The sequence below is a fragment of the Tenacibaculum bernardetii genome, from assembly GCF_029125915.1.
GTDB lineage: Bacteria > Bacteroidota > Bacteroidia > Flavobacteriales > Flavobacteriaceae > Polaribacter > Polaribacter bernardetii.
Genome location: NZ_JAQJCU010000010.1, coordinates 1 through 26,903, shown reverse-complemented (window position 1 = coordinate 26,903; position 26,903 = coordinate 1). Strand labels below are relative to the sequence as shown.

General features: G+C 31.3%; 25 protein-coding genes and 1 other RNA gene. 21 read left to right on the top strand and 5 right to left on the bottom strand.

Features of this window, described 5'->3' with window-relative positions:
- The first annotated feature begins 4 nt into the window (after window positions 1-4).
- The 17 genes from ggt to P2G10_RS12805 all read left to right on the top strand — a co-directional run bounded on the left by ggt (window position 5) and on the right by P2G10_RS12805 (window position 17,240).
- A complete protein-coding gene (gene ggt / locus P2G10_RS09535; protein WP_275316315.1) occupies window positions 5-1,696 on the top strand; it encodes a gamma-glutamyltransferase in 1,692 nt (563 codons plus the stop codon).
- Between the two features lie 95 nt (window positions 1,697-1,791).
- Window positions 1,792-2,214 carry a VOC family protein gene (locus P2G10_RS09530; RefSeq protein WP_275316314.1) on the top strand — a complete coding sequence of 141 codons (423 nt, stop codon included), beginning with the start codon at window positions 1,792-1,794 and terminating at the stop codon, window positions 2,212-2,214.
- A complete protein-coding gene (locus P2G10_RS09525; RefSeq protein ID WP_275316312.1) occupies window positions 2,215-3,075 on the top strand; it encodes an RluA family pseudouridine synthase in 861 nt (286 codons plus the stop codon).
- Window positions 3,076-3,105: 30 nt separating this feature from the next.
- The gene (gene trmD / locus P2G10_RS09520; protein ID WP_275316310.1) at window positions 3,106-3,783 is read left to right on the top strand and encodes a tRNA (guanosine(37)-N1)-methyltransferase TrmD; all 678 of its coding nucleotides are present in this window, start codon (window positions 3,106-3,108) and stop codon (window positions 3,781-3,783) included.
- Window positions 3,776-4,525, top strand: coding sequence for a glycosyltransferase (locus P2G10_RS09515; protein WP_275316308.1), 750 nt, complete (start codon window positions 3,776-3,778; stop codon window positions 4,523-4,525). The genes trmD and P2G10_RS09515 overlap by 8 nt, the downstream gene beginning before the upstream one ends.
- 4 nt (window positions 4,526-4,529) lie before the next feature.
- Window positions 4,530-5,939 (top strand): ArnT family glycosyltransferase, encoded by a 1,410-nt coding sequence (locus P2G10_RS09510; RefSeq protein ID WP_275316306.1) that lies wholly within the window; start codon window positions 4,530-4,532, stop codon window positions 5,937-5,939.
- A gap of 146 nt (window positions 5,940-6,085) precedes the next feature.
- On the top strand, window positions 6,086-6,433 hold the full coding sequence (gene rplS / locus P2G10_RS09505) for a 50S ribosomal protein L19 (protein WP_218773329.1): 348 nt from the start codon (window positions 6,086-6,088) through the stop codon (window positions 6,431-6,433).
- Window positions 6,434-7,127: 694 nt separating this feature from the next.
- On the top strand, window positions 7,128-9,353 hold the full coding sequence (locus P2G10_RS09500; protein ID WP_275316304.1) for an NADP-dependent isocitrate dehydrogenase: 2,226 nt from the start codon (window positions 7,128-7,130) through the stop codon (window positions 9,351-9,353).
- An 86-nt stretch (window positions 9,354-9,439) separates the two neighbouring features.
- The gene (gene murQ / locus P2G10_RS09495) at window positions 9,440-10,255 is read left to right on the top strand and encodes an N-acetylmuramic acid 6-phosphate etherase (protein WP_275316302.1); all 816 of its coding nucleotides are present in this window, start codon (window positions 9,440-9,442) and stop codon (window positions 10,253-10,255) included.
- The gene (locus tag P2G10_RS09490) at window positions 10,248-10,487 is read left to right on the top strand and encodes a DUF6095 family protein (protein ID WP_275316300.1); all 240 of its coding nucleotides are present in this window, start codon (window positions 10,248-10,250) and stop codon (window positions 10,485-10,487) included. Before murQ ends, P2G10_RS09490 begins: the two co-directional genes overlap by 8 nt.
- 1 nt (window position 10,488) lies before the next feature.
- Window positions 10,489-11,538, top strand: coding sequence for an ATP-grasp domain-containing protein (locus P2G10_RS09485; protein WP_275316299.1), 1,050 nt, complete (start codon window positions 10,489-10,491; stop codon window positions 11,536-11,538).
- Between the two features lie 119 nt (window positions 11,539-11,657).
- Complete coding sequence (locus P2G10_RS09480) at window positions 11,658-12,599, top strand: hypothetical protein (RefSeq protein ID WP_275316297.1); 942 nt, start codon at window positions 11,658-11,660, stop codon at window positions 12,597-12,599.
- Between the two features lie 40 nt (window positions 12,600-12,639).
- Window positions 12,640-13,401 (top strand): hypothetical protein, encoded by a 762-nt coding sequence (locus tag P2G10_RS09475; protein WP_275316296.1) that lies wholly within the window; start codon window positions 12,640-12,642, stop codon window positions 13,399-13,401.
- A 9-nt stretch (window positions 13,402-13,410) separates the two neighbouring features.
- Complete coding sequence (locus P2G10_RS09470) at window positions 13,411-14,406, top strand: hypothetical protein (RefSeq protein ID WP_275316294.1); 996 nt, start codon at window positions 13,411-13,413, stop codon at window positions 14,404-14,406.
- A 3-nt stretch (window positions 14,407-14,409) separates the two neighbouring features.
- A complete protein-coding gene (locus tag P2G10_RS09465; protein WP_275316293.1) occupies window positions 14,410-15,327 on the top strand; it encodes a hypothetical protein in 918 nt (305 codons plus the stop codon).
- A 50-nt stretch (window positions 15,328-15,377) separates the two neighbouring features.
- Window positions 15,378-15,953 carry a hypothetical protein gene (locus P2G10_RS09460; RefSeq protein WP_275316291.1) on the top strand — a complete coding sequence of 192 codons (576 nt, stop codon included), beginning with the start codon at window positions 15,378-15,380 and terminating at the stop codon, window positions 15,951-15,953.
- Between the two features lie 135 nt (window positions 15,954-16,088).
- Window positions 16,089-17,240 (top strand): T9SS type B sorting domain-containing protein, encoded by a 1,152-nt coding sequence (locus P2G10_RS12805; RefSeq protein WP_275316290.1) that lies wholly within the window; start codon window positions 16,089-16,091, stop codon window positions 17,238-17,240.
- Window positions 17,241-17,245: 5 nt separating this feature from the next.
- Here the strand turns inward: P2G10_RS12805 and P2G10_RS09450 are convergent, their stop codons facing one another.
- Window positions 17,246-17,740 (bottom strand): DinB family protein, encoded by a 495-nt coding sequence (locus P2G10_RS09450; RefSeq protein ID WP_275316288.1) that lies wholly within the window; start codon window positions 17,738-17,740, stop codon window positions 17,246-17,248.
- Window positions 17,741-17,978: 238 nt separating this feature from the next.
- On the opposite strand from P2G10_RS09450, the gene P2G10_RS09445 reads away from it, so the two are divergent.
- On the top strand, window positions 17,979-18,677 hold the full coding sequence (locus tag P2G10_RS09445; RefSeq protein ID WP_275316287.1) for a hypothetical protein: 699 nt from the start codon (window positions 17,979-17,981) through the stop codon (window positions 18,675-18,677).
- Window positions 18,678-18,732: 55 nt separating this feature from the next.
- On the opposite strand, the gene rny is transcribed toward P2G10_RS09445, so the two are convergent.
- The 4 genes from rny to P2G10_RS09425 all read right to left on the bottom strand — a co-directional run bounded on the left by rny (window position 18,733) and on the right by P2G10_RS09425 (window position 21,102).
- Window positions 18,733-20,298 carry a ribonuclease Y gene (gene rny / locus P2G10_RS09440; protein ID WP_218773340.1) on the bottom strand — a complete coding sequence of 522 codons (1,566 nt, stop codon included), beginning with the start codon at window positions 20,296-20,298 and terminating at the stop codon, window positions 18,733-18,735.
- A gap of 49 nt (window positions 20,299-20,347) precedes the next feature.
- A non-coding RNA gene (gene ssrS / locus P2G10_RS09435) (6S RNA) lies at window positions 20,348-20,456 on the bottom strand.
- 55 nt (window positions 20,457-20,511) lie between these two features.
- On the bottom strand, window positions 20,512-20,799 hold the full coding sequence (locus P2G10_RS09430; RefSeq protein ID WP_218773341.1) for a cell division protein ZapA: 288 nt from the start codon (window positions 20,797-20,799) through the stop codon (window positions 20,512-20,514).
- Between the two features lie 12 nt (window positions 20,800-20,811).
- On the bottom strand, window positions 20,812-21,102 hold the full coding sequence (locus tag P2G10_RS09425; RefSeq protein ID WP_218773342.1) for a hypothetical protein: 291 nt from the start codon (window positions 21,100-21,102) through the stop codon (window positions 20,812-20,814).
- 151 nt (window positions 21,103-21,253) lie between these two features.
- Here P2G10_RS09425 and P2G10_RS09420 point away from each other — a divergent pair, with 151 nt between their 5' ends.
- The 3 genes from P2G10_RS09420 (at window position 21,254) to P2G10_RS09410 (ending at window position 26,691) form a co-directional block, all read left to right on the top strand.
- Entirely contained in the window at window positions 21,254-22,945 is a 1,692-nt protein-coding gene (locus tag P2G10_RS09420) for a M23 family metallopeptidase (protein ID WP_275316284.1), read from the top strand.
- 12 nt (window positions 22,946-22,957) lie between these two features.
- Complete coding sequence (locus tag P2G10_RS09415) at window positions 22,958-25,402, top strand: TonB-dependent receptor (protein WP_275316283.1); 2,445 nt, start codon at window positions 22,958-22,960, stop codon at window positions 25,400-25,402.
- Window positions 25,403-25,503: 101 nt separating this feature from the next.
- Complete coding sequence (locus P2G10_RS09410; RefSeq protein ID WP_275316281.1) at window positions 25,504-26,691, top strand: tyrosine-type recombinase/integrase; 1,188 nt, start codon at window positions 25,504-25,506, stop codon at window positions 26,689-26,691.
- Window positions 26,692-26,903: the final 212 nt, after the last annotated feature.

Here is a 26,903-nt window from a genome sequence, read left to right as displayed (position 1 = left end):
ATTCATGAAAAATATATTCTTACTTATTTTCTTTTCAATTATTCTAGCAAGTTGTAAAAAAGCGACTAAAAAAGAAAAAATCACAGGATTAATTACAACCAAAGCAATGGTGGTTTCTGCCAGAGAAGAAGCTTCTAAAATAGGTGTTGACATTCTTAAAAAAGGCGGAAACGCTTTCGATGCAATGGCTGCTACAGAATTAGCATTAGCGGTAGCATATCCGTATGCTGGTAATATTGGCGGTGGCGGATTTATGGTATATCGTAAAAACACAGGAGAAATTGGCGCGTTAGATTATCGTGAAAAAGCACCACTCGCGGCGGCTAAAAACATGTTTTTAGACAGTCTTGGTAATGTTGTTAAAAACAAAAGCACACTTGGCGCAATGGCTGTTGGAATACCTGGTACAGTTGCCGGAGTTTTCGCTGCTCATAAAAAATTTGGAACTTTACCTATTACGGATATTTTAGCACCGGTTATTGCTTTGGCTAAAAAAGGTGTTATCGTTACGCAAAAACAGGAAAATCGCATAAAAAAACACCAACCATCATTTTTAAAAGCAAATAAAGACACGATTCTTTTTAATAAACATTGGAAAAAGAACGACACTATTAAATATCCTGCGCTAGCAGCAACTTTACAACGTATTTTAGAAAACGGTAGGGATGAGTTTTACAAAGGTGAAACAGCTAAACGTTTGGTGAAATTTATGCAAGCTAATGGCGGAATTATGACTGGAGAAGATTTGGCGAAATACGAAGCTAAATGGCGAACTCCAGTTACCTTTAAATATGATGACTTGCGTGTAATTTCTATGCCGCCCCCATCTAGCGGCGGTGTTTGTTTAGCGCAAATAATGAATGCGATTGAACCTTATGAATTAGATAAATTTGGTCATAACACCACAAAAACGATTCAAGTTATTACAGAAGCAGAAAGACGTGCTTATGCAGATAGGAGTTTCTTTTTAGGCGATCCTGATTTTGTAAATATTTTACTAGACACTTTAATCAGTAAAAGATATACCAAATACCGAATGAAGGATTTTTCTTTTGATAAAGCAACTTCATCAGATGACGTTTCTCATGGTAACGTTGAAATGATTGAAAGCGACGAAACAACGCATTATTCTATTATTGATAAATTCGGGAATGCAGTTTCCGTAACCACTACAATTAATGGCGCTTATGGTTCTAAATTATATTGTGCCGATTTAGGTTTCTTTTTAAATAATGAAATGGATGATTTTAGTAGCAAGCCTGGTGAACCAAATATGTTTGGATTAATTGGCGCAAAAGCAAATGAAATTGCTCCAGAAAAACGTATGTTAAGCTCAATGACACCAACTATTGTTGAAAAAAACGGAAAACTATGGATGGTTGTTGGTACGCCTGGCGGATCTACAATTATAACTTCGGTATTACAAACTATTTTAAATGTGCACGAATTTAAAATGGGTATGCAAGAAGCCGTTAATCAACCTCGATTTCATCATCAATGGTTGCCAGATGTTATTATGATGGAACCTAATAAATTCGATGCTACTGTTAAACAAGATTTACAAGAATTAGGATATCTTTTAAATGAAAAAGACAGTCCTGTTATTGGTAAAGTAGCCGGTATTTTAGTATTACCTGATGGGAATTTAGAAGGTGGTGCCGATCCTAGAGGTGATGATAAAGCAGATGGATTTTAATTAGTAGTTAGTAGTTAGTAGTTAGTAGTTAGTAAAAATGAAAAATTAATGAATGTCATTTCGAGCGCAGTCGAGAAACATCAACTTTAAAACTAATGCAAATACAACCATTTCACTTAGCAATTCCTGTTCAGAACCTAGAAAAAAGCAGAATTTTTTATAGAGATATTTTACAATGCGAAGAAGGTAGAAGTTCGGATCATTGGGTAGATTTTAATTTCTTCGGACATCAATTAGTTATCCACCAAAAGGAAGGTTATCAACCAACAAATTCAATTACAAATCCTGTTGATGGGCACGATGTTCCTGTTCCGCATTTTGGTGTTGTTTTAAAATGGAATGATTGGATAGCACTTTCTGAAAGATTAAAAACGAATAACACTACATTTATTATAGCTCCTACTATTCGCTTTAAAGGATTGGTTGGCGAACAAGCAACGATGTTTTTTAATGACCCAGAAAATAATGCTTTAGAATTTAAAGCTTTTAAAGACATGTCGCAATTGTTTGCTAAATAAATGACCATATCAGAAACACATAAAGTTCCCTCACTAGAAAAACCGATTCGATTACAAGAATACGGAGTTGGTATTTTTAAAACGATTCCGACTAAATCTGGTTTAAAAAAAGCACTTAAAAAAGAATTGATTTTAGTAGATGGTAAAATTGCCACTACTGCCCTATTTATAAATGGTAATGAACTTATCGAATTATATAAAAAAGGAAACGATACTATGTTTAAACAATTTGAGTTTGACTTAGATATTCTTTTTGAAGATGATTATTTAGCGGTAATTTATAAACCTTCGGGGATTTTAGTTAGCGGAAACTCATTTGCAACGATAGATAATGCTTTACCGCAAAACATAACAAAAAGTACACTTTTTGATGCTGTACGACCAAGACCTGTACATCGATTAGATTACCCTACAAGCGGATTATTACTAATCGGAAAAACAAGCTCGAGTATTATTGCTTTGAATCAATTATTTGAAAATAAGGAAATTCAAAAAACATATCATGCCATAAGCATTGGTAAGATGGAAGAAAAAGGAGAAATTAACTTCCCTGTTGATGCAAAAAACGCTTTTACTTCATATCAAGTTTTAAAAGCCGTTATTTCTGAGCGTTTTAATATTTTAAACTTAGTTGAATTAACACCAAAAACAGGCAGAAAACATCAATTAAGAAAACATTTATTAGCTATTAGTAATCCGATATTAGGTGACAAAGAACATTTTATAGACGGATTAATTTTAAACGGAAAAGGATTGTATTTACACGCATCTACTTTAAAATTTGAGCATCCGTTTACGAAAGAAATTATTAATGTAACAAAAGAGTTTCCGAAGAAATTCAAAAAAATATTTCCATCTTAAGTATCCTTTAAAAAATATATCTTTGCCGTTATGCGAATAGATATTATTACCCTAGCACCAGATTTACTAAAAAGCCCGTTTGAACATTCTATGATGAAACGTGCCATTGATAAAGGTTTAGCTGAAATCCATTTTCACAATTTACGTGATTACGGAATCGGTTCATACAAAAAACTAGACGACACTCAATTTGGTGGTGGTGCTGGCATGGTTTTAATGATTGAACCAATTGATAATTGTATTTCTAAATTACAATCAGAAAGAACGTATGATGAGATTATTTATATGACGCCTGATGCGAAAACATTAAATCAATCTATCGCAAACACACTTTCGTTAAAAGAAAACATTATTATTTTAACAGGTCATTATAAAGGAGTCGATCAACGTGTTAGAGACCGATTTATTACCAAAGAAATTTCTATTGGCGATTATGTTTTAACAGGTGGCGAATTGGCCGCAGCTATTTTATGTGATGCTGTTGTTCGTTTAATTCCGGGTGTTTTAGGTGATGAGCAATCTGCTTTAACCGATTCTTTTCAAGATGATTTATTATCTCCGCCAGTTTATACAAGACCTGCGGAATATGACGGAATGAAAGTTCCGGAAGTATTATTATCTGGTAATTTCCCAAAAATAGATGCATGGCGAAATGAAAAAGCATATCAACATACTAAGAATATAAGACCCGATTTATTAGATGACTAATCAAAAACTATATCACGATTTAATTATTGTTATTCCTTGTTATAATGAGGAAAATCGATTACCTGTAAATCAGTTTAAACAGTTTTTAGATACAACTTCTGATGTGCTGTTGTTTTTTGTAAACGATGGTTCTTCGGATAAGACGGATGACGTTATAGAAAGTTTAGCAACTATTTATCCTAAAAATGTAAAATTACTTTCTTTAGATAAAAACGTAGGAAAAGCAGGAGCTGTTAAAGCTGGTTTTAATTTCTGTGAAGCCAATAATTCTTTTTTAAAAATTGCTTATTTAGATGCTGATTTAGCAACTACTTTAGAGGAATGCCATAGTATAAGTAAAGCAATAAACACAACAGTTCAGTTTGCCTTCGGATCTAGGATTTCAAAAATAGATACAAATATTCAACGTAAACAACATCGTTTTTTTATTGGCCGTTTTATAGCCACTTTAATATCTAAACAATTAGATTTAAAGGTTTATGATACGCAATGCGGATGTAAAATTTTCAACAAAGAAATCGCTTCTAAAATTTTTAAAGAAGATTTTATTTCAAAATGGCTGTTTGATGTAGAAATTTTTCATCGTTTAATTTTCATTTTTAAAAAAGAAAACATGAAAAATATCGCTCGAGAAATCCCTTTAAAATCTTGGATTGATGCTGACGATAGTCGGGTAAAAATGACTTATTTCTTTAAACTTTGGTTTGATTTACTTTCTATAAAAAAACGATACAAATCTTAAATAAATGCGTAAACTAATCAATAAGAAAAACTTTTTTTCAATAGCTGTTCTTCTCTTAATATTATGGAGAGGTTTTTTAAACGCTGTAGTTCCTTTGATGGACAAAACAGAAGCTCGGTATGCAGAGATTGCCAGAATAATGGCAGAAACAAACGACTACATAACACCACAAATAGATTACGGAGTTCCGTTTTGGGCAAAACCACCACTTTCTACTTGGTTATCGGCTTTAAGTTTTGATATTTTGGGAGTTTCGGAGTTTACCGCAAGATTACCATACTTATTATTAAGTATTTTAATGATATTCTTGATTGGTAAATATGCTAGAAGAGAAAAACTTCCGTTTTTTTTACCAGGATTTATCGCGCTAACCATTCCAGAGTTTTTGATTCATGCCGGAGTTGTATCAACTGATACATCGTTAGCTTTTAGTGTTGCCTTAGTAATGCTTTCTTTTTGGGAAGCCATGCATCACCCAGAAAAACCTATTTGGAAATATTTAATTTTTGTTGGTTTCGGATTGGGATTATTAGCTAAAGGACCTATTATTTTTATTTTAACCCTGCCTCCTATTTTTATGTGGACGCTAATTTCAAAATCGTTTAAAAAGGTATTTAAAACATTCCCTATTCTTTTAGGAGTTTTAATAATAGGAATAATTGCAATTCCGTGGTATTATTTAGCTGAACAAAAGACACCAGGATTTATCGACTATTTTATCGTTGGTGAACACTTTAGTCGATTTTTTGATAGTAGTTGGTCTGGTGATAAATATGGATTTCCAAAACAACAACCTTTAGGAATGATTTGGATTTTTCTTTTATTATTTGCCCTACCATGGATTCAAGTAATCATTGGAAAATTATGGAAAAACAGAACATCGTTCTTTTCTAACAAATGGATATTATTTTTAAGTGCTTGGTTAGTATGGACACCTTTATTCTTTACTGTCTCTAAAAGTTTAATTCACCCATATATATTACCTGTATTAATTCCGATTGCTCTTTTAGCTGTTCATTTTTGGAAAGACATCAAACAAAAAACTACGATAATAACCATTAGTTTAATCGTACCAATTGCTACTATTTTCGTTTATGGATTTGGTTTGATGAATAACAATATGGAAACCTATGCAAATTCTGATAAATATTTTATTCAGGATTCTTGCAAAAAAGGTATTCAGATTTATCATCACAAAACAAAAAGTTACTCTAGTCAGTTTTATTCTAAAGGAAAAGTAAAATCTATAAAATCAGAAGAACTTGAACGTGTTTTAAAAAGTGAAAATCCGTTTTATTTAATAATATCAAAAAAGAATTCTAAAAAAACAACCATAGATAGCAACCTAAATTACAGTTTAATAGACAGTAATAAAAAGAAAAAACTCTATCTTTTTAGTCCAAAAAACAATTAATTATAAAATGGTTTTATAAAGTGATGAATATTATGAAACAAAAAGTGCATATTTTATAATATTTTGATTAATTTTGCAGCCATAAATTAACCTCTGACGAAAATATCGTGAACGTTGTTTTATAAAATCATATAAATATCATTACAATGGATTTAGTAAAGTTTGTTCAAGACGAATTTGTAACAAGAAACGAATTACCACAATTCTCTGCAGGAGACACAATTACAGTGTTTTACGAAATTAGAGAAGGCGAAAAAGTACGTACACAGTTCTTTAGAGGAGTTGTTATACAAAAAAGAGGTGTTGGTGCTTCTGAAACTTTTACAATCAGAAAAATGTCTGGTACTGTAGGAGTTGAACGTATCTTCCCTGTAAACTTACCTGCTATTCAGAAAATTGAAGTAAACAAAAAAGGTGTTGTACGTAGAGCACGTATCTTTTACTTTAGAGGTCTTACTGGTAAGAAAGCAAGAATTAAAGAAAGAAGAGGTTAAGATTTACTTCTTAAATCGACTTATAAAAAAGCGTTGTGATTTTCACAACGCTTTTTTTATTCACAATTGTTAACAACCACAGTTTATATCGTGTTGATATCTAAATCGTTAAACGTTATTAAAACAAGAAATAATTATTTACATTTACAAAAGAGTTTATATAAATATCTTATTATTAGCTCATACTCTAATAAGTAACATTACTATAAACTCACAAAAAGAAATGTTCTTTTTATATATTATTTTTAAACACTTTTAATTCGCTTATCTAATTTGAATATAATACAAGTTGTTTTATTATTTAAAATTATTTATTAGATATAATTGATAACAATAAGAGAAGTTTAAATATAACCTTAAAGATATGTTTCAGTTAAAATAGGAAAGTAGTCTTTTCATAAAGAGAAGCATAGAACATTGTTCTATTTGATAAGGACAGTAACACATATCAATACGATTACTATTTTAAAAAAGCCATATTATTACAAGAAATTGTTTAATATGGCTTTTACATTTAATAAAAATAAGCTACCAAACCTTCCATTATTTATCAAATTCATAATAAAACACCTTAATTAATAACGTTTTACCATGTAAAAACTCATCGGTAATTCTTAAATTTGCAATACTTCAAAAATAAAATTAATGATTACTGTGTGTATTTTAAATAATACCACCTTAAAACAACTAATATATGAGCAAGACTGCTAAAATCATGTACACTAAAACGGATGAAGCTCCAGCATTAGCTACACGTTCGTTTTTACCTATTGTAAAAGCTTTTACAAAATCATCTAACATAGAAATAGAAACAAAGGATATTTCTCTTGCAGGACGTATTCTTGCTAATTTCTCTGATTTTCTTACAAAAGAGCAACAAGTAGAAGATGCTTTGGCTTTTTTAGGAGACTTAGCAAAGAAGCCAGAAGCTAATATTATTAAATTACCTAATATCTCTGCTTCTGTACCTCAATTAAAAGCTGCTATAAAAGAATTACAAGCTTTAGGATATGCTTTACCAGATTTTCCTGAAGAAGCTAATTCTGATGAAGAAAAAGCAATTTTAGCACGTTATAATAAAATTAAAGGATCTGCTGTAAACCCTGTTTTACGTGAAGGAAATTCAGATCGTAGAGCACCAAAAGCAGTAAAAAATTACGCAAAAAAGAATCCACATTCAATGGGAGCTTGGAGCTCTAGTTCAGAAACACATGTTTCAACAATGACTAGTGGAGATTTTGCACATACCGAAAAATCAGTTACCATAACCAATGCTACAGATGTAAAAATTGTACATACTGATACTAACGGAACAAAAAATACTTTAAAAGAAAAAGTTTCTTTATTAGATGGTGAAGTTATAGACGGATCTGTAATGAATAAAAAAGCTTTATTAGCCTTCTTATCAGAACAAATTACTGATGCGAAAGACAAAGGATTGTTATTTTCATTACATATGAAAGCAACAATGATGAAGGTTTCTGACCCTATCATTTTCGGACATGCAGTTCGTATTTTCTTTAAAGATTTATTCGCTAAACACAACGCTATTTTCGAAGAAATAGGAGTTGATGTAAATAACGGATTCGGAAACTTATTAAGTAACCTAGAAGAGTTATCTGCAGATAAAAAAGCAGCAATTTTAGCAGATATAGAAACTATATACACCAATAATCCTGATGTTGCAATGGTTGATTCTGATAAAGGAATCACGAACTTACATGTTCCTTCGGATGTAATTATTGATGCTTCTATGCCAGCCATGATTCGTACTTCAGGACAAATGTGGAACAAAGCTGGTAAGCAACAAGATACAAAAGCTGTAATTCCTGATAGTTCTTACGCTTCATTATACCAAGCCACTATAGATTTCTGTAAAGAAAATGGTGCTTTCGACCCTACCACAATGGGAACAGTTCCTAATGTTGGTTTAATGGCTCAAAAAGCTGAAGAATACGGATCACATGATAAAACTTTCGAAATCACATCAAACGGAACAGTGGATGTAATTGACGCAAACGGAACCACCTTAATTTCTCACGAAGTAGAACAAGGTGATATCTGGAGAATGTGTCAAACAAAAGACGCTCCAATTGAAGACTGGGTAAAATTAGCTGTTACTAGAGCTAGAGCAACTAAAGCACCTGCTGTTTTTTGGTTAGACGAAAACAGAGCGCATGATGCTGAAATCATTAAAAAAGTAGAAAAATACTTAGGAAATCACGATACTAACGGGTTAGATATTTTTGTTATGTCTATTCCAGAAGCAACTACTTTTACTTTAGAAAGAGTTAAACAAGGTGAAGAAACCATTTCTGTAACCGGAAATGTATTACGTGATTATTTAACTGATTTATTTCCTATTTTAGAATTAGGTACTTCAGCTAAAATGTTATCAATCGTTCCTTTAATGAATGGTGGTGGCTTATTTGAAACTGGTGCTGGAGGTTCTGCTCCGAAACACGTTGAACAATTAGTAAACGAAAACCATTTACGTTGGGATTCTTTAGGTGAGTTTTTAGCTTTAGCTGTTTCTTTAGAGCATTTAGGTGAAACGAATAGTAATACTAAAGCAAAAGTATTAGCTGAAACTTTAGATGATGCTACTGATAAATTATTAGACAACAAAAAAGGTCCTTCTAGAAGAACTGGTGAGTTAGACAATAGAGGTTCTCATTTTTACTTAGCAATGTATTGGGCACAGGCGTTAGCTTCTCAAACTAAAGATGCTGATTTAAAAGCGCAGTTTGCTCCTATTGCAGATAAAATGGCAGCAAGCGAAACAACTATTGTTTCTGAATTAAATTCTGTGCAAGGAAAAGAGGCTTTAATTGGTGGTTACTATGAACCAACTGATAATTTAGCTGATGCAATTATGAAACCAAGTACTACTTTAAATACTATTTTACAAAGTATTTAATTTTTAAAGTAATATATTATAAAAGCAGGTGATAAATCACCTGCTTTTTTTGTGATACAAAATATAAAATTCATTAAATTTGATTTATGAGCTTTACTAAAACTACAGAACAATCTTCGAAATACAATCATTTAGAAAAAATGAGTATTTCTGAATTATTATCAAACATAAATACCGAAGACAAAGCAGTTCCTTTAGCTGTTCAAAAGGCATTGCCTCAAATAGAAGAATTGACAAAACAAATTGTTATCAAATTAAAAGAAGACGGCAGATTGTTTTACATTGGCGCTGGTACAAGTGGTCGTTTGGGAATTTTAGATGCAAGTGAGTGTCCTCCTACTTTTGGAGTTCCTCATGAATTGGTTATCGGGCTTATTGCTGGTGGAGATATTGCCATAAGAAAAGCTGTAGAAAATGCCGAAGACTCAACAAACCAAGGTTGGATAGATTTACAAGAACATAACATATCAAATAAAGATGTAGTTATTGGCATTGCTGCCTCAGGTACTACTCCGTATGTAATTACAGCTTTAGAAGAATGCAATAAAAACAACATTATTACAGGATGTATTACTTGCAACGAAGGCAGTCCGTTAGCTTTAACAGCACAATTTCCGGTAGAAGTTGTTGTTGGCCCGGAATTTGTAACCGGAAGCTCACGTATGAAAGCTGGTACTGCTCAAAAACTAGTATTAAACATGTTATCTACCGCTACTATGATTCAACTAGGCAAGGTAAAAGGCAATAAAATGGTTGACATGCAGTTATCAAACAAAAAATTAATAGATAGAGGAGAAAAAATGCTAGTATCCGAATTAAATATCAGCCAAGAAACAGCTAGCAAACTATTAAAAAAATACGGAAATGTGCGTACTGTAATTAAAAACTATCCGAATGAATAAGACAAAAACATTTGATACTGTTGTAAGAAAATTTGTTTTTCTATTAGGGCTATTAATAATATCTCCTATTGTATTAAGTTTCGGTTTTAAAGCCTTTAGAATTTACACAGAAGCACCTGAAACTTATATTGCTTATGTATTATTAACTTTAGGTACTTTTTTAATTTTATTTACTGTATACTTCGGATTTAAAACAATAAAAGCGTTTTTAGACTATTTATTTCAAAAATAACTTGATAAAAAACACTACTATAGAAAAACTTACAAAATGGGAACACTGGCCAACGGCTATGTTTTATGTTCCTAATTTACCGTATGCTTTTTATTTAGCTTTTAAAGCTAAACACCTTGCCTTTTTTAGTGCTGTAAATCCTGCCATAAAAAGCTCAGGAAATGGTACCGAGAGCAAGTACGAAACTACCATGTTGATTCCTGAAAGGTACAGACCTAAATCGATATTAGTAAAACCTAATAGCGAATTTAATACTGTTTTGATTAAAATAAAAGAGCAACAAATTCAATTCCCTTTAATAGCAAAACCAGACATTGGTTTTAGAGGTTTATTAGTAAAGAAAATATATTCTGAAGCTGAATTGAAAGAATACTTAAATAAGTATAAAATCAACATTATTATTCAAGAATTTCTTGATTTCGAAAATGAATGTGGTGTTTTTTATCACCGCAATCCACAAAACAATCAAGGTCATATTACTTCTTTAACATTAAAGCGTTTTTTAGCGGTTACAGGCGATGGAAAATCATCATTAAAAGAACTAATTTTAAATGATGATAGAGCTAAGTTATATATAGAATTATTCAGCGATATTCATCAAGAAAGATTAACTGAAATTCCAAAAGAAAAAGAACTTATAAAACTAACAGCTATAGGTAACCATTCTAAAGGAACGCAGTTTTTAAACGGAAATCACTTAATTAATGAAAGTTTAACAAAAACTTTCGACAAACTAAGTGTATTGATTCCAGGTTGGTATTATGGTAGAGTAGATTTGAAGTACAATTCTTTTTCTGCTTTAGAAAATGGTAGTGATTTCAAAATTATTGAAATAAATGGAATATTAGCAGAACCTACACATATTTACGATTCTGAAAATTACACTTATTTTAAAGCACTTAAATGTATTAGAAATCATTGGAAAAGTATTTATGAAATAGCTGTTATAAATAATAAACAGTTTAACACTCCATACAAAAGTTCAAAAATTTTTACTTTTGAGATGTTAGAATTAAAAAAATATATTTCAACCATAAAAAAATTCTCTTAATTAAAAAAAATGTAACCTTTGTAAAGAATTAGCGCCTTAATTACTAGTTAATTTCTTTGAATAAAATTTTAACAAAACAAAAAAATACGATATTATTGTATTATAAATAAACTCTAAGTATGAAGATAAAATACTCATTACTACTTCTTTTACTTATAAATATTTCAATCTCTGCACAAGTTAAGATTGGGAGCAATCCGTCTGTTATTGATGCGAACTCTATTCTTGAACTAGAAAGCACTGATAAAGCATTAGTTATTAGCAGAATGACTGATGTACAAATGAACGCTATTCAACCATTACGAGGTGGTTTAGTTTTTAATATTGATCAAAACTGCGTGTTTTTATATGATGGAACAGTTTGGATTAATTTATGTAATACCGGCAACGAAATAAATGTAACAACAGCTTCAACAGCGCCAACAGATAACAACTTAGGTGATTTTTGGATTAATGACTCTTTAAATAATACTACCAGTATATGGAACGGGACTTCTTGGATACCTATAGACAATAACCCAAGAAGAGGTAATGGTCCGCCAAATACAACAACGGCTCCTAGCCCTACATCTGGTGATGTTTATGTTGATAGTTCTTCTGGCTTCATATATGCCTATGATGGTACGAGTTGGGTTAGTTCAAATGCAACACCAACAGCTAACAATGGTCTTTTGATTGATGCAAGCAATACTGTTCAACTTGGTGGCTTGTTAATCAAACCTACAATAATAGAGACAACAACAACAAATACATTAGCAATTTCTGGCTTAGAAGATGGAGATGTTACTCAGGATGATATTGTAACTATAGATAGAGTTACTGGTCAATTAAAGAAAGTAACAACCACCAATTTGATTAGAGAAGAAGTAACACAATTAATAGCTACCGACGGACAGTTAATTTTTAATAGTGGCTTTACATTAAAAACTACTGATAAAATAAACGTATTCAGAAACGGTGTACGCATCGATTTTACTGTAGTAAGTGCTACAATCATAGAAATAGAACCTGAAGCAGAATGCTATGCAGGTGATCAAATAAAAATAATACAACTTTATTAATAACAAAAATCCCTACTTACAAATTTTAAAATAACAAATTATGAAAACAATTACAAACAAATTTAAATTCGCTCTTGTTGCCGTTGGTATGCTAACCATTGCTACTGTTAGCGCTCAACAAACATCTGGTAATGCTACTGAATCTGATGGTACAACTGAAATTGGAAAAAAAGAAGATCTTAGTAAATCATCACCTCTTAATGGTACTGTTAGAGTTATCGATAATAAAGGAACTAAAAAATTCTTACAAGTAAAAAATGGTTTAACGTTACTTACTGATGTTGCCACTGATGGAGGTGTTATAACTACATGGCAATTAGGAGGAGCTTTAACAGACAATACTTATATTGATGCTACTGGTAAAGTATTTTCTTTAGATGGTTTAAAACTAGTTCCTTCTACAACAGCAGCTGCTACTGCTGCAACTTCAGAATCAATAGGTAGCAATGGTGTTGCTATTTCTGGATCAGGAACGGCAGCTACAGAAACTGGATGGACAGTTTTAATTAGAGATGAAGCTACTGGTGAAATTAATAAATTATTAGTTTCTGATTTAGTAAAAACGGGACGTACAGAGTTTCCAATAGCCGCTGATGGAGATACAGCTGTAACTGCTGCCGGTTTAGCCTTGGGTACTGATATAAATAAGATATCTGTATATAGAAATGGAGCTAAACTAAGAGCTGGAGTAGATTATACTCTTACTGCTGATGACACTATTACTCTTGATACTAGTGCTATTGCTCCAAATGATTGGACTACTTATTCTGGAGATCTTATAGAGGTACAATGGATTAATTAATAATCATTAATGTATCAAAAAAAAGTACATATAATATTAATTTCTTGTGCATTGGCTCTATTTTCTAATAGAATAAATGCACAGGAAATTCGTGTTATAGATAACAAAGGTACTATTGAAACAGTAAATAATAATCGAGTATTTACATCGGCAACGAACCCTAACAACCCTACTATTATCACTTTAGAAAATGATATTTGGTTTGACACTAGTGCGACTCCTAATATTGTAAAAATATGGGACAAAACATCTAATGATTGGAAAATAGTAAATGATAACACACCACATACAGGTACAACTGGCTCAGTTTTTTTTGCCAATACTGATGGTACTCCTACAGAAGACAATGACCAACTTTTCTGGAACAATTTAACAAAAAGTTTATATATAGGAAACCCACTTGTGGGCACAAATAAATTAAACGTAAATGGTACTATAAGAACATCGGGGTTAAATAATGCCGATGGCACAGTTGGATTACCTTCTTACAGGTTTTTTAATGATTCTAACACAGGTATGTATAGTGATGCTAACGATGAATTAAAATTTTCAACAAATGGTACCAACGCTTTAACAATTAACGCAAACCAAGATGTCAGTATAAATGAAGACTTAAGTGTTACTGGGGCCTATAATGATAGCAGCTCAGATTCAGGAACTAATGGCCAATTTCTTTCATCAACAGCCACTGGTACTAATTGGGTAGACCCTAACATAGTTGCTGTTATAAACAAAACAACTGATTACACCTTAGAACTTACCGATAATGGTAAAGTTTTTACATTTAATAGCGCTACAGATGTTACACTTACTGTTCCTAACGGATTTCCTATTGGCTACAATATAAGCATATACCAAATAGGTGCAGGCCAAGTAACAATAGTTGGTGGTGCTACAATTTTAAACAGACTTTCAAGATTTAAAACAGCAGGAACTAATGCTGGAGTCGGATTAATAGCAACAGCTGCTGATATATTTCATTTAACTGGTGATTTAAAAAGATAATTTATGAATAAATATATTCTAAATATTCTTGTATTATTTACAATATCTGGTTATGCACAAATAGCTAACTATAACCAGTTTCCTAAAATGAAGCCTCATCATATACTAGATGATAAATTAGATAATATTAGTTTTGCTTTTTCTATGCGTGTTCTTGAAAGTGATTATAACGGACCGATTGTAAGATTAAGAAAAACGGTTATCTTACTAGGGGTAGTAGTACAAGAAGAAGAAGATTTTGGCTGGGGCGATAATGATATTGTAGATATTGAAGCAATAAATGCATGGCGCGGTACAAGTGAAGTATTTGTTCGTACCTGGTATGATCAAAGTGGTTTAGGACGAAATGCAGAACAAGCACTAACTGTAAGTCAACCCAGATTTTACCCAGATGCAAGCACTCCCTATTTTCAAGGAGATGGTATTAATGATCACTTAACAATTGATACACCAAACGGTATACAAAACCTTACCAATAATGGAAACGAAGGTACTGTTATCGGCATAATGAGAGCAACCAATAAAGCACAGCATACGTTTGGTGTTTTGATTAATACCAATAGATGGTCTACTCATATAAATTGGAATGATCAAAATTTATATTTCGACCCAGGTGTTTGCTGTAATAATCCAAGAAATTTTAATAACAGTGCCAACCTTAATGTTTGGGAAATTTATTCATTTATTAGAACCAGCACAAATGTAATCGCTAGATCGGGAGCTATACAAAGGTTTAACGGTACACACACAACAGGTAGATGTACATTAACAGAAGATTTTGCTATTGGTTGGGCTACAGGAAATCAATTAACAAATCATGCAACTACCAGTTTTAATGAACTTATTATGTATAACACAAATATTAATACAGTCCAGGTACAAGATATTGAACTAAACTCAATAACTTTTTGGGGCATTTAAAAAAAAACAAAGTTCTTATGCTAAGAATGAAACAAACATATAAAAAAAAATTGAACATATTTATTTATTTTTTTGCTTTAGTATTTCCTTGTTTTTTATTTGCACAAGAGGTTAGAGTTATAGATAATAAAGGTACTATACAAAATATTTACACTGGCCCCGTAGTTCATACGGGTTCATTTATTATTGATGCTTCAGGAAATAAAATAATTGTAGGTTTACCTTTTAAAGCTTCTCAGATAACATTTGTTGCACATGCTAATATCGAAAATTTATCTATAGATAATGATAATCAAGTTGGTAATAATGATTCAGGCATAAACAACTCATATGGTTCTATGAATGGTTTTGCTAGATTTAATGAAGCTACATTAACCACACCTGCATCAATCACACAAGAAGTAATTTTTGTTGGAGGTAGTGGAAACTCTATTAACGATATCTCTCGTTACTCATCAAACATTAATTGTATTGGTGTACGATATGGAAATCAGAACGGAGATAGCTTAGGTAAAATAACAGCTTCTCTAATTTCTTTTAATGTTAATGGTTTTACAATTAATGTTACTCGCACAGTTAACGCTGTAAATGAGAACCTAGTTGTTTTATATACTGCTTATAGATAACATCAAAATTTAGCTCGATTTGAAGTAGTTTAATACAATATTATAAATCTTAATAATAGTGAATTACAATTAATATTGTAAGATAAATTATAATCTACGACATAACAAAAAGAATATTATAAAATACCGGGGTTTATGAAGTTTTATACATTTTTAATAGTATTTATTTTACCGTTTACAGTTAATTCACAAACTGGATTCAAAAATACAGGAAATGTACAAATGCACAATGGTGCAGAAATTGGTTTTCATACAGATTTAATTAACGAAGGTATTTTTAATAATAATCTAGGTTTAGCAGGCTTTTACAGCAATAATGAAATTCGTGTTATAAGCGGTACGAATTCTCCTGTTTTTTTTAATACAGAGATAGATGCTGTTAATGATATAGAACTACAAATTTCTTTAGGAGTTACCAATGAATTTAGTTTTATAAACGGTAAAATTATTACTAATAAAAACAACACAAATATTGCTTTAGAATATCTAAATCATAATTTTTATGCTGGCGAAGATGATGACAGATTTGTTGATGGATATACAGCTGTATTGGGTTCAAACGAATTTACTTTTCCTATTGGTGATGATAACAGGTTAAGACCAATGCTAATACCATCTCAATCAGAAAGCACCACGTTTAAAGGCGCTTATTTTTATGAAGATCCAAATGTGCCAAGTACATTTAGTGACTCTTTTCTTACAGATCAAAAACAGGTATTCATAGAAAATATAAATGAAAATGAGTTCTGGGATCTTAACGGAGCAACTGAAACAACCGTTACATTAACTTGGGATATTTTAAGTGACATTAATAACATTACAAATAACATTAATGAATTGCGTGTAGTTGGCTGGAGTAAAACTATTAATAAATGGATTGACTTAGGAAGCACCAACGTAAGTGGTGACTTAAATGAAGGCTTAGTTACATCAAACGCCTTTATACCTAATGATTACGAAATAATTACAATCGGTTCTGGTGTTGCTGATGGTAATTTAAATGATGTTAATATTATATTTACACCTAACGGAGATACCACAAACGAAACTTTAGTATTTGAAGGTTTAGATCAGTACAAGAAAAATACACTTGAAGTATACAATAGATGGGGTAATATTGTATACAAAAAAACGAATTACAAGAATAACTGGAACGGAAAGTCTTTTGGTAGAGCAACTATAAAAGCCAATAATGATTTACCAGTAGGTACTTATTTTTATCGTTTAAGGTTTGGTGATGATAGTCTATCTAAAATACAGAGAGGTTGGGTGTATATTCATAGGTAAAACTATTACTCTATAAATGCTTTTTTTGGTGTTGTTGGATTGTATCCAAAATCTGCATCAGGCAACTCTATTTCTAATTGACTTATTATAAAACCTATACTAGCAAAATGATGTACCGCGTGGGTATGTGCTTGTATTAATGCACTTGCTAAAGTATAATTTGCCGTAATTTTACCTGTTCCTAAATCATCTGTAACAGCTATAATAATATCATAATCTGTAATTTCTAAAGAATGTAATTGCCTAAGTACATCGTTAAAATATTCAATTCCGAATTTAGTTTGTTCTTCTGCTAACTGATTTCTTTCTCTATCTGAAAAATCAACAATATTATCTTCTAATCCGTTAAAAAGACAAGCAAAAACATCTAAAACGTGCCGCATATTAGCACCAATACTCGAATAGTATGGAGCAATTGATTTATTACTGTATTGCTCATCAGAAATAGCATTTAATAATTTTATTCCTCTTTGCAGATTTTTATCAATAGCTTCAATCATTTTTCACTAGGGGTTTAATAGTAATATCTATAAATATAGACTTTTTTAAGTCTAAAATAAAGTATTTCACAACTATCACATAACACACTACAAAACAACACCATACCGTTAAAAAAACAAATCCTAATACTTAATTACAAATAGGAAAATATATTTTTGGCACGTTCTTTGAAAAATATCAATCAAATGCGGAAGCCGAAAAGCAAATAGAGTAAGCGAAACCCTAAATTTATTAATTATGAAAAAAGGGATACTTTTAATATTAGCAATTATGTCATTAGCATCAGTGAGTGCTGAAAACATAAATACATCAACAAATAAAGTTGAATCTGTAAATCGTTATAACGACGCAGTTACCTTTATCGAAAGAGATATACAGTTTCACGTATTTTTAAATGGAGATTTTGATTTTGACACACACTATAATAACACAAGATATAATGGTGTACGTATAGAGCGAGATCGTAGCGGAAAAGTAAGAAGAGTTGGTAATGCTTTTATCAATTATGATTCTAGAGGAAATGTAAAACGAATTGGTAGTATTTATATTGATTATAGATATGGAAAACTATCAAAAGTTGGAAATTTAAATATTAAGTATGATCGTTGGAACAATCCTCGTTTTTATGGAAACGTAAGGTATAATAATCATTATAATGATGATCTATATTACAGCAACGGAGGTATAGATATTGATATTAACATTGGTAGCATATTTAATTATAACGATGCGTATTTTTACAAAAGAGACTTTAGAAAGAATTACAGAAAGTATAGAGAAGATAAAAAATTCTTTTATTACAGAGCCGTTCCTAATGCAAAAACCGGAAAAAGAGGTAAGCTTATAAAGAGGCGTAAAAATAAAAATTATTCAAAAAAATATCACAAAAAAAGAACAACTCCTGAGCAAAAAGGAAGGTCTAAAAGGAATAGATAAAAACAAAAAATCCTCATCAATTATGATGAGGATTTTTTAATAGTATTTATTGCCATTATTTAGCAACATTAACAGCTCTTGTTTCACGAATCACAGTAACTTTTACTTGCCCTGGATACGTCATATCATTCTGTATTTTTTGTGAAATATTAAATGATAATTCAGCTGCTTTAGTATCATTTACCTTAGCACTTTCTACCATTACTCTTAATTCACGACCTGCCTGAATAGCATATGCTTTTTGCACACCACTAAATCCGAAGGCGATATCTTCTAAATCTTTTAAACGTTGAATATAAGAATCTAATACCTGACGACGTGCGCCTGGTCTTGCTCCTGAAATAGCATCACAAACCTGAACGATAGGTGATAATAAACTCTTCATTTCTATCTCGTCGTGGTGAGCTCCAATGGCATTACAAACATCTGGTTTTTCACCAAACTTCTCTGCCCATTGCATTCCTAATAAAGCATGCGGTAATTCACTTTCTGTTTCTGGCACTTTACCAATATCATGTAATAAACCTGCACGTTTAGCTGCTTTAGCATTTAAGCCCATTTCTGATGCCATAATACCACAAAGATTTGCTACTTCACGCGAGTGTTGTAATAAATTCTGACCATAAGAAGAACGGTATTTCATACGTCCAACTATTTTTATTAATTCAGGATGTAAACCGTGAATTCCTAAATCAATAACAGTACGTTTACCAACTTCTATAATTTCTTGACTAATTTGTTTTTCTGTTTTCTTAACAACCTCCTCAATTCTTGCTGGGTGAATTCTTCCGTCTGTTACTAATTTATGCATTGATAAACGAGCAATTTCTCTACGAACAGGATCAAAACAAGATAAAATAATTGCTTCAGGTGTGTCATCTACAATAATTTCTACTCCGGTAGCGGCTTCTAAAGCACGAATATTACGTCCTTCACGACCAATAATTCTACCTTTAACATCGTCTGATTCTAAATTAAAAACAGATACACAGTTTTCTACAGCTTGCTCTACTCCTACTCTTTGTATTGTATTTAATACAATTTTACGAGCATCTTGTTGCGCTGTCATTTTAGCTTCTTCAACAGCGTTTTGTACAAACGACATTGCATCTGCTTTTGCTTCATCTTTTAAAGATGAAACTAACTCTGTTTTCGCATCTTCTGCTGATAAGCCAGAAATTTGCTCTAACATATCTACCTGACGTTTGTGTTGTTTCTCTAAATCAGATTCTTTTTTATCTAAAAAATCTAATTTATAATCAAAGTCTGCTTCTTTCTTCTCTACAGATTTGTTTAATTTTTTATTTTTATCTAATTCAGAAGAAACTTGACTTTCTTTATCTCTAATTCTCTTCTCAACATCAGACATCTTTTTTTCTCTAGAAAATATTACCTTTTCATGCTCAGATTTTAGCTCTATAAACTTTTCTTTGGCTTGTAATATTTTATCTTTTTTTATTGCATCAGCCTCTACTTTGGCCTCTTTCACAATATTTCTCGCTTGCTTTTTTGTTTCTTGTATTAATTTATTAGCGGCCGATTTTTCTAATACCTTAGCGATTACAAAACCTATTGCTATACCTATAATTCCTGCTAATACAGGAAATAATATTCCATCCATAATTTTAATTTGATTGTATAAAAAAAGCCTACATTAATATGGGTTTTATAAACTCCGAAAAAACAGGTTTAGGACTAACTGGCTTATCAAGGATCCGATCTAAAATCGGCTTGCTTTACGAACCAAGACTCATCCTTTCTAAATAAATAGTGTTGAGTTTAACAAACAATGTACTAATGTAGGCAGTATATTAATAATGTATTTTAAAGAACGTTACAAATGCTTATCTAACAAGTTAGCTAAATCATTTATTTTATTTATTACTTCAGTATTTTCTTTAGTATTGGTTAAAGATACTATTTCTGATTTCGATGCAAATTGCAATGCGCACATTGCCAATACATCTTGTTTATCTGATACTGCATAACTTTGTTCAAACTTAGCAATTAAATCGTTAATGTTTTTTGCTGCACTACGCATCCCTTGTTCTTCATCTGTGTTTTCTACACTCAACGGGTACGTTCTTCCTGCAATTACTACATTAACTTTAATCTTTGCCATGTAAAGAACTTTTTATGAATTCAAAAGAGTAATGCATTTATCAATCTCTCGAACTAATGTATTTATTTTGAGTTTTGTTTCTCTTGTATTTTCGTTACTGCCTTCTATAGTTTTAGCAATTTTTAGCAATTTATATTCTTCTTGCTCTTTATTTAATTCTTGCTGTTTTTCTTGTAATAAAATTTGTAACTCTGCATTATTTTGAAGCAATACTTGGTTTTCTTCTTTTAAAAATTCATACCTCGAAAGTAGATTTTTTAACTTATCTTCCAGTAAATGAATTGCTTCTAAAGGGTTACTCATTTATTTGTGAGAATAAAACTATACTTACAAAGTTATCAATATAGAACTTAAATAACAACTATTTTAATGTTTTTTTAACAACACTACTGATTATAAGACATCTAAGTGTTTTAGCTTATTTTTAGTATTTTTGTTTTAAAACCGCTATATCTTGAAATTTTATTTTTCTATTATTTTTTTAGTATTCTATTATACAGTTAATGCACAAAAGCAATACCCTAAAAATTACTTTACTTCTCCTTTAAAAATACCGATTGTTTTATCAGGTACTTTTGGTGAATTAAGAAGTAACCACTTTCATTCGGGTATCGACATTAAAACTCAAGGTAAAGAAGGTTTACCAATTTACGCAGCCGCAAACGGATATGTTTCTCGCATAAAAGTATCGCAATATGGTTTTGGTAAAGCAATATACCTTAAACACCCTAACGGATATACAACGGTATACGCGCACCTTAAAAATTTTAAACCTGTTATTCAGCAATACGTTAAAGGAATTCAGTACAAGAAAAAGAGTTATCAAACGGGTAACATATTTCCGAAGCAAGATCAATTTCCTGTTAGCAAAGGTCAAATTATTGGTTATAGTGGTGACACTGGTGGCTCTGGCGGACCACATTTGCATTATGAAATTAGAGATACTAAAACAGAACACATTATAAATCCTTTACATTTCGGAATAACTGTAGCTGATAACACAGCTCCTAGTATTAAAAAAATAATGGCTTATCCTTTAAACGAACAGTCACGAATTAATAATTCTAGCTTAAAATCGGTTTTATCATTTAAAAAAATCAGTGAAAATAATTTTATTAGCGAAAGTATTACTGCTAGCGGAATTATTGGTTTCGGAATTAGTGTTTTTGATAGATTAAATGGCGCTTTAAACAAAAACGGAATTTATAGTTTAGAGATGAAAGTAAATGGTAGCAGAGTTTATTATCACGATGTTGAAACTTTTTCTTTTTCTGAAAGCAAATACATCAATTTATTAATTGATTATAAACACTACAAAACGTACAGAACTAAAGTACAAAAAACACATAAGGTAGATGCCAACAAATTAAGTTTATATGAAAACTTAATAAACAATGGTAAAATACTTGTTGAAAAAAACGCAAGCTATAATGTTGAAATTATTGCTAAAGATTTTAAAAACAATACTGCCTCTGTTAAAATACCTGTAAGAGGTGTAGAAAGTAATTTAGTATATCAACAAAAAGACACTACAAATTATAAAATTGTTGCTAAAAACTTTCAAAAATTTACGCTTAACAATGTAACCGTTGCTTTTCCTAAAAACACTTTTTACGAAGATTGTTTTATCGATTTTTCTTTTAAGGACGGTATTGCTAAAATTCATAACAAAACAAAACCAATAGACAAGCGCTACACATTAACTTTCGAAACCTCTTTTTTAAACGAGCAACAAAAACAGCAAGTATATATTGCCAATGTTACAAACACTAAATACCCCAGGTATGTTTCTACAAGAAAAAATATCAATAAAATATATACTACCACGAAAATTTTAGGAGATTACACATTGCTTTATGATACTGAAAAGCCCACCATTAAGTTGTACAATTTTAATGACAAACAGTGGATATCAAAAAATAAAACTTTAAAAGTAAAAATTAAAGACAGCGATTCTGGTATAAAAAATTACCGTGCAACCATAGATGGCAGCTGGGTATTAATGGAATACAACCATAAAAAAGGAATTCTTACGTACGATTTTACAGATAAAAAGTTGGTTGGTAGCAAACATCTTTTTAAACTTGTAGTTTCTGACAATGTTGGAAATATAAAGACTGTTACCGCAACATTCTTCAAAAAATAAACTATAAAACCCTTGAAAAAACTACTTTTTTTACTGCTATTCCCTTCATTAATTTTTGCTCAAAAAACAGCAATTGTAAAAGGTACCATAACTAATAAATTTAACATTCCTATAGAAGGTGTGGCCATTACATACCTATCTGGAGGAACTACAACCAACGCCAACGGAGATTATACTTTTACCATACCCATGCGTAAAACGGTTGCCGTAACATTTAGTCACGTTTCCTACAAAACGATTACAAAAAAATTTACTTCGAGAGGTAAAAAAACATTTAACTTCTCTCCTTCTCTTACTTTTAAAACAGAACAATTAGAAGAGGTTAGTCTTAAAAACCTAAAAAAGGAAGCACAAGGAATTACAAAAATCGACACAAAAAAAGTTAAGAAAATTTTAGGTGCCAACGCAGGTGTAGAAAATATTTTAATGACCCTGCCAGGTGTTAGCAATAATAACGAATTAAGTACTCAATATAATGTTCGTGGTGGTAATTTTGATGAAAACTTAGTATATGTAAACGGCATAGAAGTATATCGTCCGTTTTTAATACGTTCGGGGCAACAAGAAGGCCTTAGCTTTATCAATCCGCAAATGGTGCAAAATATTAATTTTTCCGCAGGCGGATTTCAAGCAAAATACGGCGACAAACTTTCTTCTGTTTTAGACATCACGTATCGCAAACCAACGGAATTTGGTGCTCAGCTAGACATAAGCTTGTTAGGCGGAAGTTTTACGATAGAAGATACTTTTTTAAATAATAAGTTAAGTGCCATTGTTGGTGTTCGTTATCGCGATAACAGTTTGTTTGTTAACAGTAAGCAAGTAGATGTAAATTTTAAACCAACTTTTACCGACGTACAATCTTTTTTAACCTACAAAGCAACCGATAAAGTTACTTTCAATTTTTTGAGTAATTTCTCTCTAAACAATTATAATTACGAACCATTAACAAGAAAAACACGTTTTGGTACGTTGGTAAATCCGTTAGAATTAATTGTTTTTTATCAAGGGCAAGAAAAAGATCAATTTAAAACACTTTTTGGTGCTTTTTCTACCGATTATCAAGTAAATGATAACATAAAAATTACAGGAACCATTTCTTCTTTTAATACGCAAGAAGAAGAATATTTTGATATTGCCGCTTCTTATAATTTAGGAGAAGTGGATAGTAATATTGGATCTGAAAATTTTGGAGAGGTCGCTTTTTCACAAGGAATCGGGTCGCAAATTAACCATGCCCGCAACGATTTAGATGCCTTAATAAGTAATATTCAACTTAAAGCCACTTTAAAAGATGGTAAAAACGAATGGAAAACAGGCGTAAAATATCAAACAGAAAATATAAAAGATCGCATACGTGAATGGGAAATGATAGATTCTTTAGGTTTCACCGTACGTCCGCCAAACCTTACTGGTAACAATCAACCTTACGAACCTTTTACAGGACCCATCGAACCGTTTAATACTGTTAGAGCAGATAATGATGTAGATATTAATCGTGTTTCGGGCTTTTTACAATTCAGCAGAAAAAGTAATTGGAAAAATCATCAAATATGGATGAATGTTGGTGTACGCGCTCATAAATGGAGTGTAAAAACTACTAATGAAAGCGCTGAAAATCAAATTATATTTAGTCCAAGAGCTCAGTTTGCTATCAAACCAGATTGGGATAAAGATATGTTGTTTCGAATCTCTGGTGGTTGGTATTCTCAGCCTCCGTTTTATAAAGAGTTAAGAGGTTATAACGGCGATATTAATCCGAAGGTAAAAGCCCAAAAATCAATTCATTTAGTTGCAGGTAATGAGTACAGTTTTACCATGTGGCAACGTCCTTTTAAACTAACAACCGAGTTGTATTATAAAGATTTATCTGATGTAAATTCGTATTCGGTAGACAATGTTCGTATTCGTTATAGAGCAGATAATGTAACTGATGCTTATGCCTACGGATTAGATATTCGTTTAAACGGAGAATTTGTACCTGGTAACGATAGTTGGGTAAGTTTTGGTTATTTAAAAACCGAAGAAAACATCAACAACCAAGGATATATTGCAAGACCAACGGATCAGCGCTTAAAATTCGGTGTTTTATTTCAGGATTATGTTCCTAATATACCTGATTTAAAAGCCTATTTAAATATTGTTTATAATACAGGGCTTCCGGGTGGCGCTCCTGCTTATTCAGATGTATATCAATATCAAAATAGATTAAATGATTACAAACGTGCTGATGTAGGAATATCCTACGTATTTACAGACGCCAACAAAAAAAGACCGACTGGTTTTTTGCGTAATTTTAAAGAACTAACTGCTGGTTTAGAACTTTTTAATTTATTTGATATCAGAAATTCGATAACCAATACCTGGGTTCGTGACGCCTACAGCAAACAACAATACGGAATTCCGAATTACATGACAGGTAGAGTTTTAAACTTAAAAATAGGAATGCAGTTTTAATATTCTTGAAACCATCCAGCAAAAAACAAACTACTGATTTAAAATAACTTAACTAAAATTAACTACATATATTATCAATCATTTTGTATATTTGGTAGTATATGAAAACTGAATCAACACCAAAAAAAGTAATTTCTGTAAAAAAAACATTGCATAGAAAAAAAGTAGTTTTATTACTAACTTTTAAATATGATGATGTTATAATTAACCATATTAGGAGTTTAAAAAAATTTACTTGGAGTAAAACTCTTCAAGGATGGGTTAGCCCTTTTACTGATAAAACATTTTCTGACATACAACGTCTTTTAAGTGATATTGCTGATATTAAAGTAGATGAATCGGTTACTAAAAAACTATATCACAGAGGTGTAAAAACCGAACGTAAACTTACAAGCGCGAACAAAGAAATTATTCGGAATTATGTAAAGTATTTGCGAGGTAAACGTTACAGTGAAAGCACGGTGCTTACGTATTTTACTTTTATTGCTGATTTTATTGATTTTAGTCAGCCTGCACCAATCGAATCACTCACCAATAAGAATGTTGAGTTATTTATTGAAGCTATTTTTATTGCTAGAAACTACAGTATAAGTTCGCAACGACAATTTATAAGCGCATTAAAATTATTTGTTGCCTACTACCCTACTTGCAAAATAGAATCTCTTACTTTAGAAAGACCTAAAACCTCTAGAAAACTACCTGCTGTTTTATCGCAACAAGAAGTTGTAACTTTATTACAGGTTACCAAAAACTTAAAACATCGCGCTATTTTGGCAATGTTATATTCTGCCGGATTGCGAATTGGAGAATTAACCAAACTCGAGTTAAGACATATTGATGTTACTAGAAGACAATTATTTGTACAAAACGGAAAAGGAAGAAAAGACCGGTATGTAATTTTAGCAGACAGTTTTTTACCTTTATTACAAAACTATATTAGCACTTATGTGCCGAAACGTTTTTTTGTTGAAAGCCCAACCGGAACAAAATATTCTGAAAGTAGCATTCGAAAATTCTTGCACACCTCTACCCGACTTGCCAACATAAAAAAACATGTTACTCCGCATACATTAAGGCACAGTTATGCTACACATTTATTAGAAAACGGTATTGGTTTACGTCATATTCAGGAATTATTAGGCCATGCAAAGCCAGAAACAACGATGATTTATACACACGTAGCTAAAAAGGATTTATTAGAAATAAAGAGTCCGCTAGACACTATATTATTGAGTCTACAAAAAAACACTTCAGAATCAGATCAGTTTTTAAACTCTAGAAAGGTTTAAGAAAAATAATGCCAATTATTTTTATATATTAGTAGCTCTTAAAAAAACATTTTATTGCTATGAAATGCATTTTTTAAGAGCTGATAAACAAGAACAAAAGTTCCTTTTATCGGGAACTATATATTAAAAAAGAGGAAGTTATTTCTCTATATAACGAGTTAGGTTTCATTAACGTAAAATCGTTAAAAATTAGGCTTTTAGTTTTTAAAGTG

What these genes read in the sequence shown, in the direction of transcription:
- P2G10_RS09515 (WP_275316308.1), top strand. Translation starts at nt 3,776, where the DNA reads ATGACTAATCAAAAACTATATCACGATTTAATTATTGTTATTCCTTGT.
- P2G10_RS09470 (WP_275316294.1), top strand. Translation starts at nt 13,411, where the DNA reads ATGTATCAAAAAAAAGTACATATAATATTAATTTCTTGTGCATTGGCT.
- trmD (WP_275316310.1), top strand. Translation starts at nt 3,106, where the DNA reads ATGCGAATAGATATTATTACCCTAGCACCAGATTTACTAAAAAGCCCG.
- P2G10_RS09510 (WP_275316306.1), top strand. Translation starts at nt 4,530, where the DNA reads ATGCGTAAACTAATCAATAAGAAAAACTTTTTTTCAATAGCTGTTCTT.
- P2G10_RS09445 (WP_275316287.1), top strand. Translation starts at nt 17,979, where the DNA reads ATGAAAAAAGGGATACTTTTAATATTAGCAATTATGTCATTAGCATCA.
- P2G10_RS12805 (WP_275316290.1), top strand. Translation starts at nt 16,089, where the DNA reads ATGAAGTTTTATACATTTTTAATAGTATTTATTTTACCGTTTACAGTT.
- P2G10_RS09450 (WP_275316288.1), bottom strand. Translation starts at nt 17,740, where the DNA reads ATGATTGAAGCTATTGATAAAAATCTGCAAAGAGGAATAAAATTATTA.
- P2G10_RS09490 (WP_275316300.1), top strand. Translation starts at nt 10,248, where the DNA reads ATGAATAAGACAAAAACATTTGATACTGTTGTAAGAAAATTTGTTTTT.
- murQ (WP_275316302.1), top strand. Translation starts at nt 9,440, where the DNA reads ATGAGCTTTACTAAAACTACAGAACAATCTTCGAAATACAATCATTTA.
- P2G10_RS09430 (WP_218773341.1), bottom strand. Translation starts at nt 20,799, where the DNA reads ATGGCAAAGATTAAAGTTAATGTAGTAATTGCAGGAAGAACGTACCCG.
- P2G10_RS09475 (WP_275316296.1), top strand. Translation starts at nt 12,640, where the DNA reads ATGAAAACAATTACAAACAAATTTAAATTCGCTCTTGTTGCCGTTGGT.
- P2G10_RS09480 (WP_275316297.1), top strand. Translation starts at nt 11,658, where the DNA reads ATGAAGATAAAATACTCATTACTACTTCTTTTACTTATAAATATTTCA.
- ggt (WP_275316315.1), top strand. Translation starts at nt 5, where the DNA reads ATGAAAAATATATTCTTACTTATTTTCTTTTCAATTATTCTAGCAAGT.
- P2G10_RS09410 (WP_275316281.1), top strand. Translation starts at nt 25,504, where the DNA reads ATGAAAACTGAATCAACACCAAAAAAAGTAATTTCTGTAAAAAAAACA.
- P2G10_RS09530 (WP_275316314.1), top strand. Translation starts at nt 1,792, where the DNA reads ATGCAAATACAACCATTTCACTTAGCAATTCCTGTTCAGAACCTAGAA.
- P2G10_RS09525 (WP_275316312.1), top strand. Translation starts at nt 2,215, where the DNA reads ATGACCATATCAGAAACACATAAAGTTCCCTCACTAGAAAAACCGATT.
- rny (WP_218773340.1), bottom strand. Translation starts at nt 20,298, where the DNA reads ATGGATGGAATATTATTTCCTGTATTAGCAGGAATTATAGGTATAGCA.
- rplS (WP_218773329.1), top strand. Translation starts at nt 6,086, where the DNA reads ATGGATTTAGTAAAGTTTGTTCAAGACGAATTTGTAACAAGAAACGAA.
- P2G10_RS09425 (WP_218773342.1), bottom strand. Translation starts at nt 21,102, where the DNA reads ATGAGTAACCCTTTAGAAGCAATTCATTTACTGGAAGATAAGTTAAAA.
- P2G10_RS09500 (WP_275316304.1), top strand. Translation starts at nt 7,128, where the DNA reads ATGAGCAAGACTGCTAAAATCATGTACACTAAAACGGATGAAGCTCCA.
- P2G10_RS09465 (WP_275316293.1), top strand. Translation starts at nt 14,410, where the DNA reads ATGAATAAATATATTCTAAATATTCTTGTATTATTTACAATATCTGGT.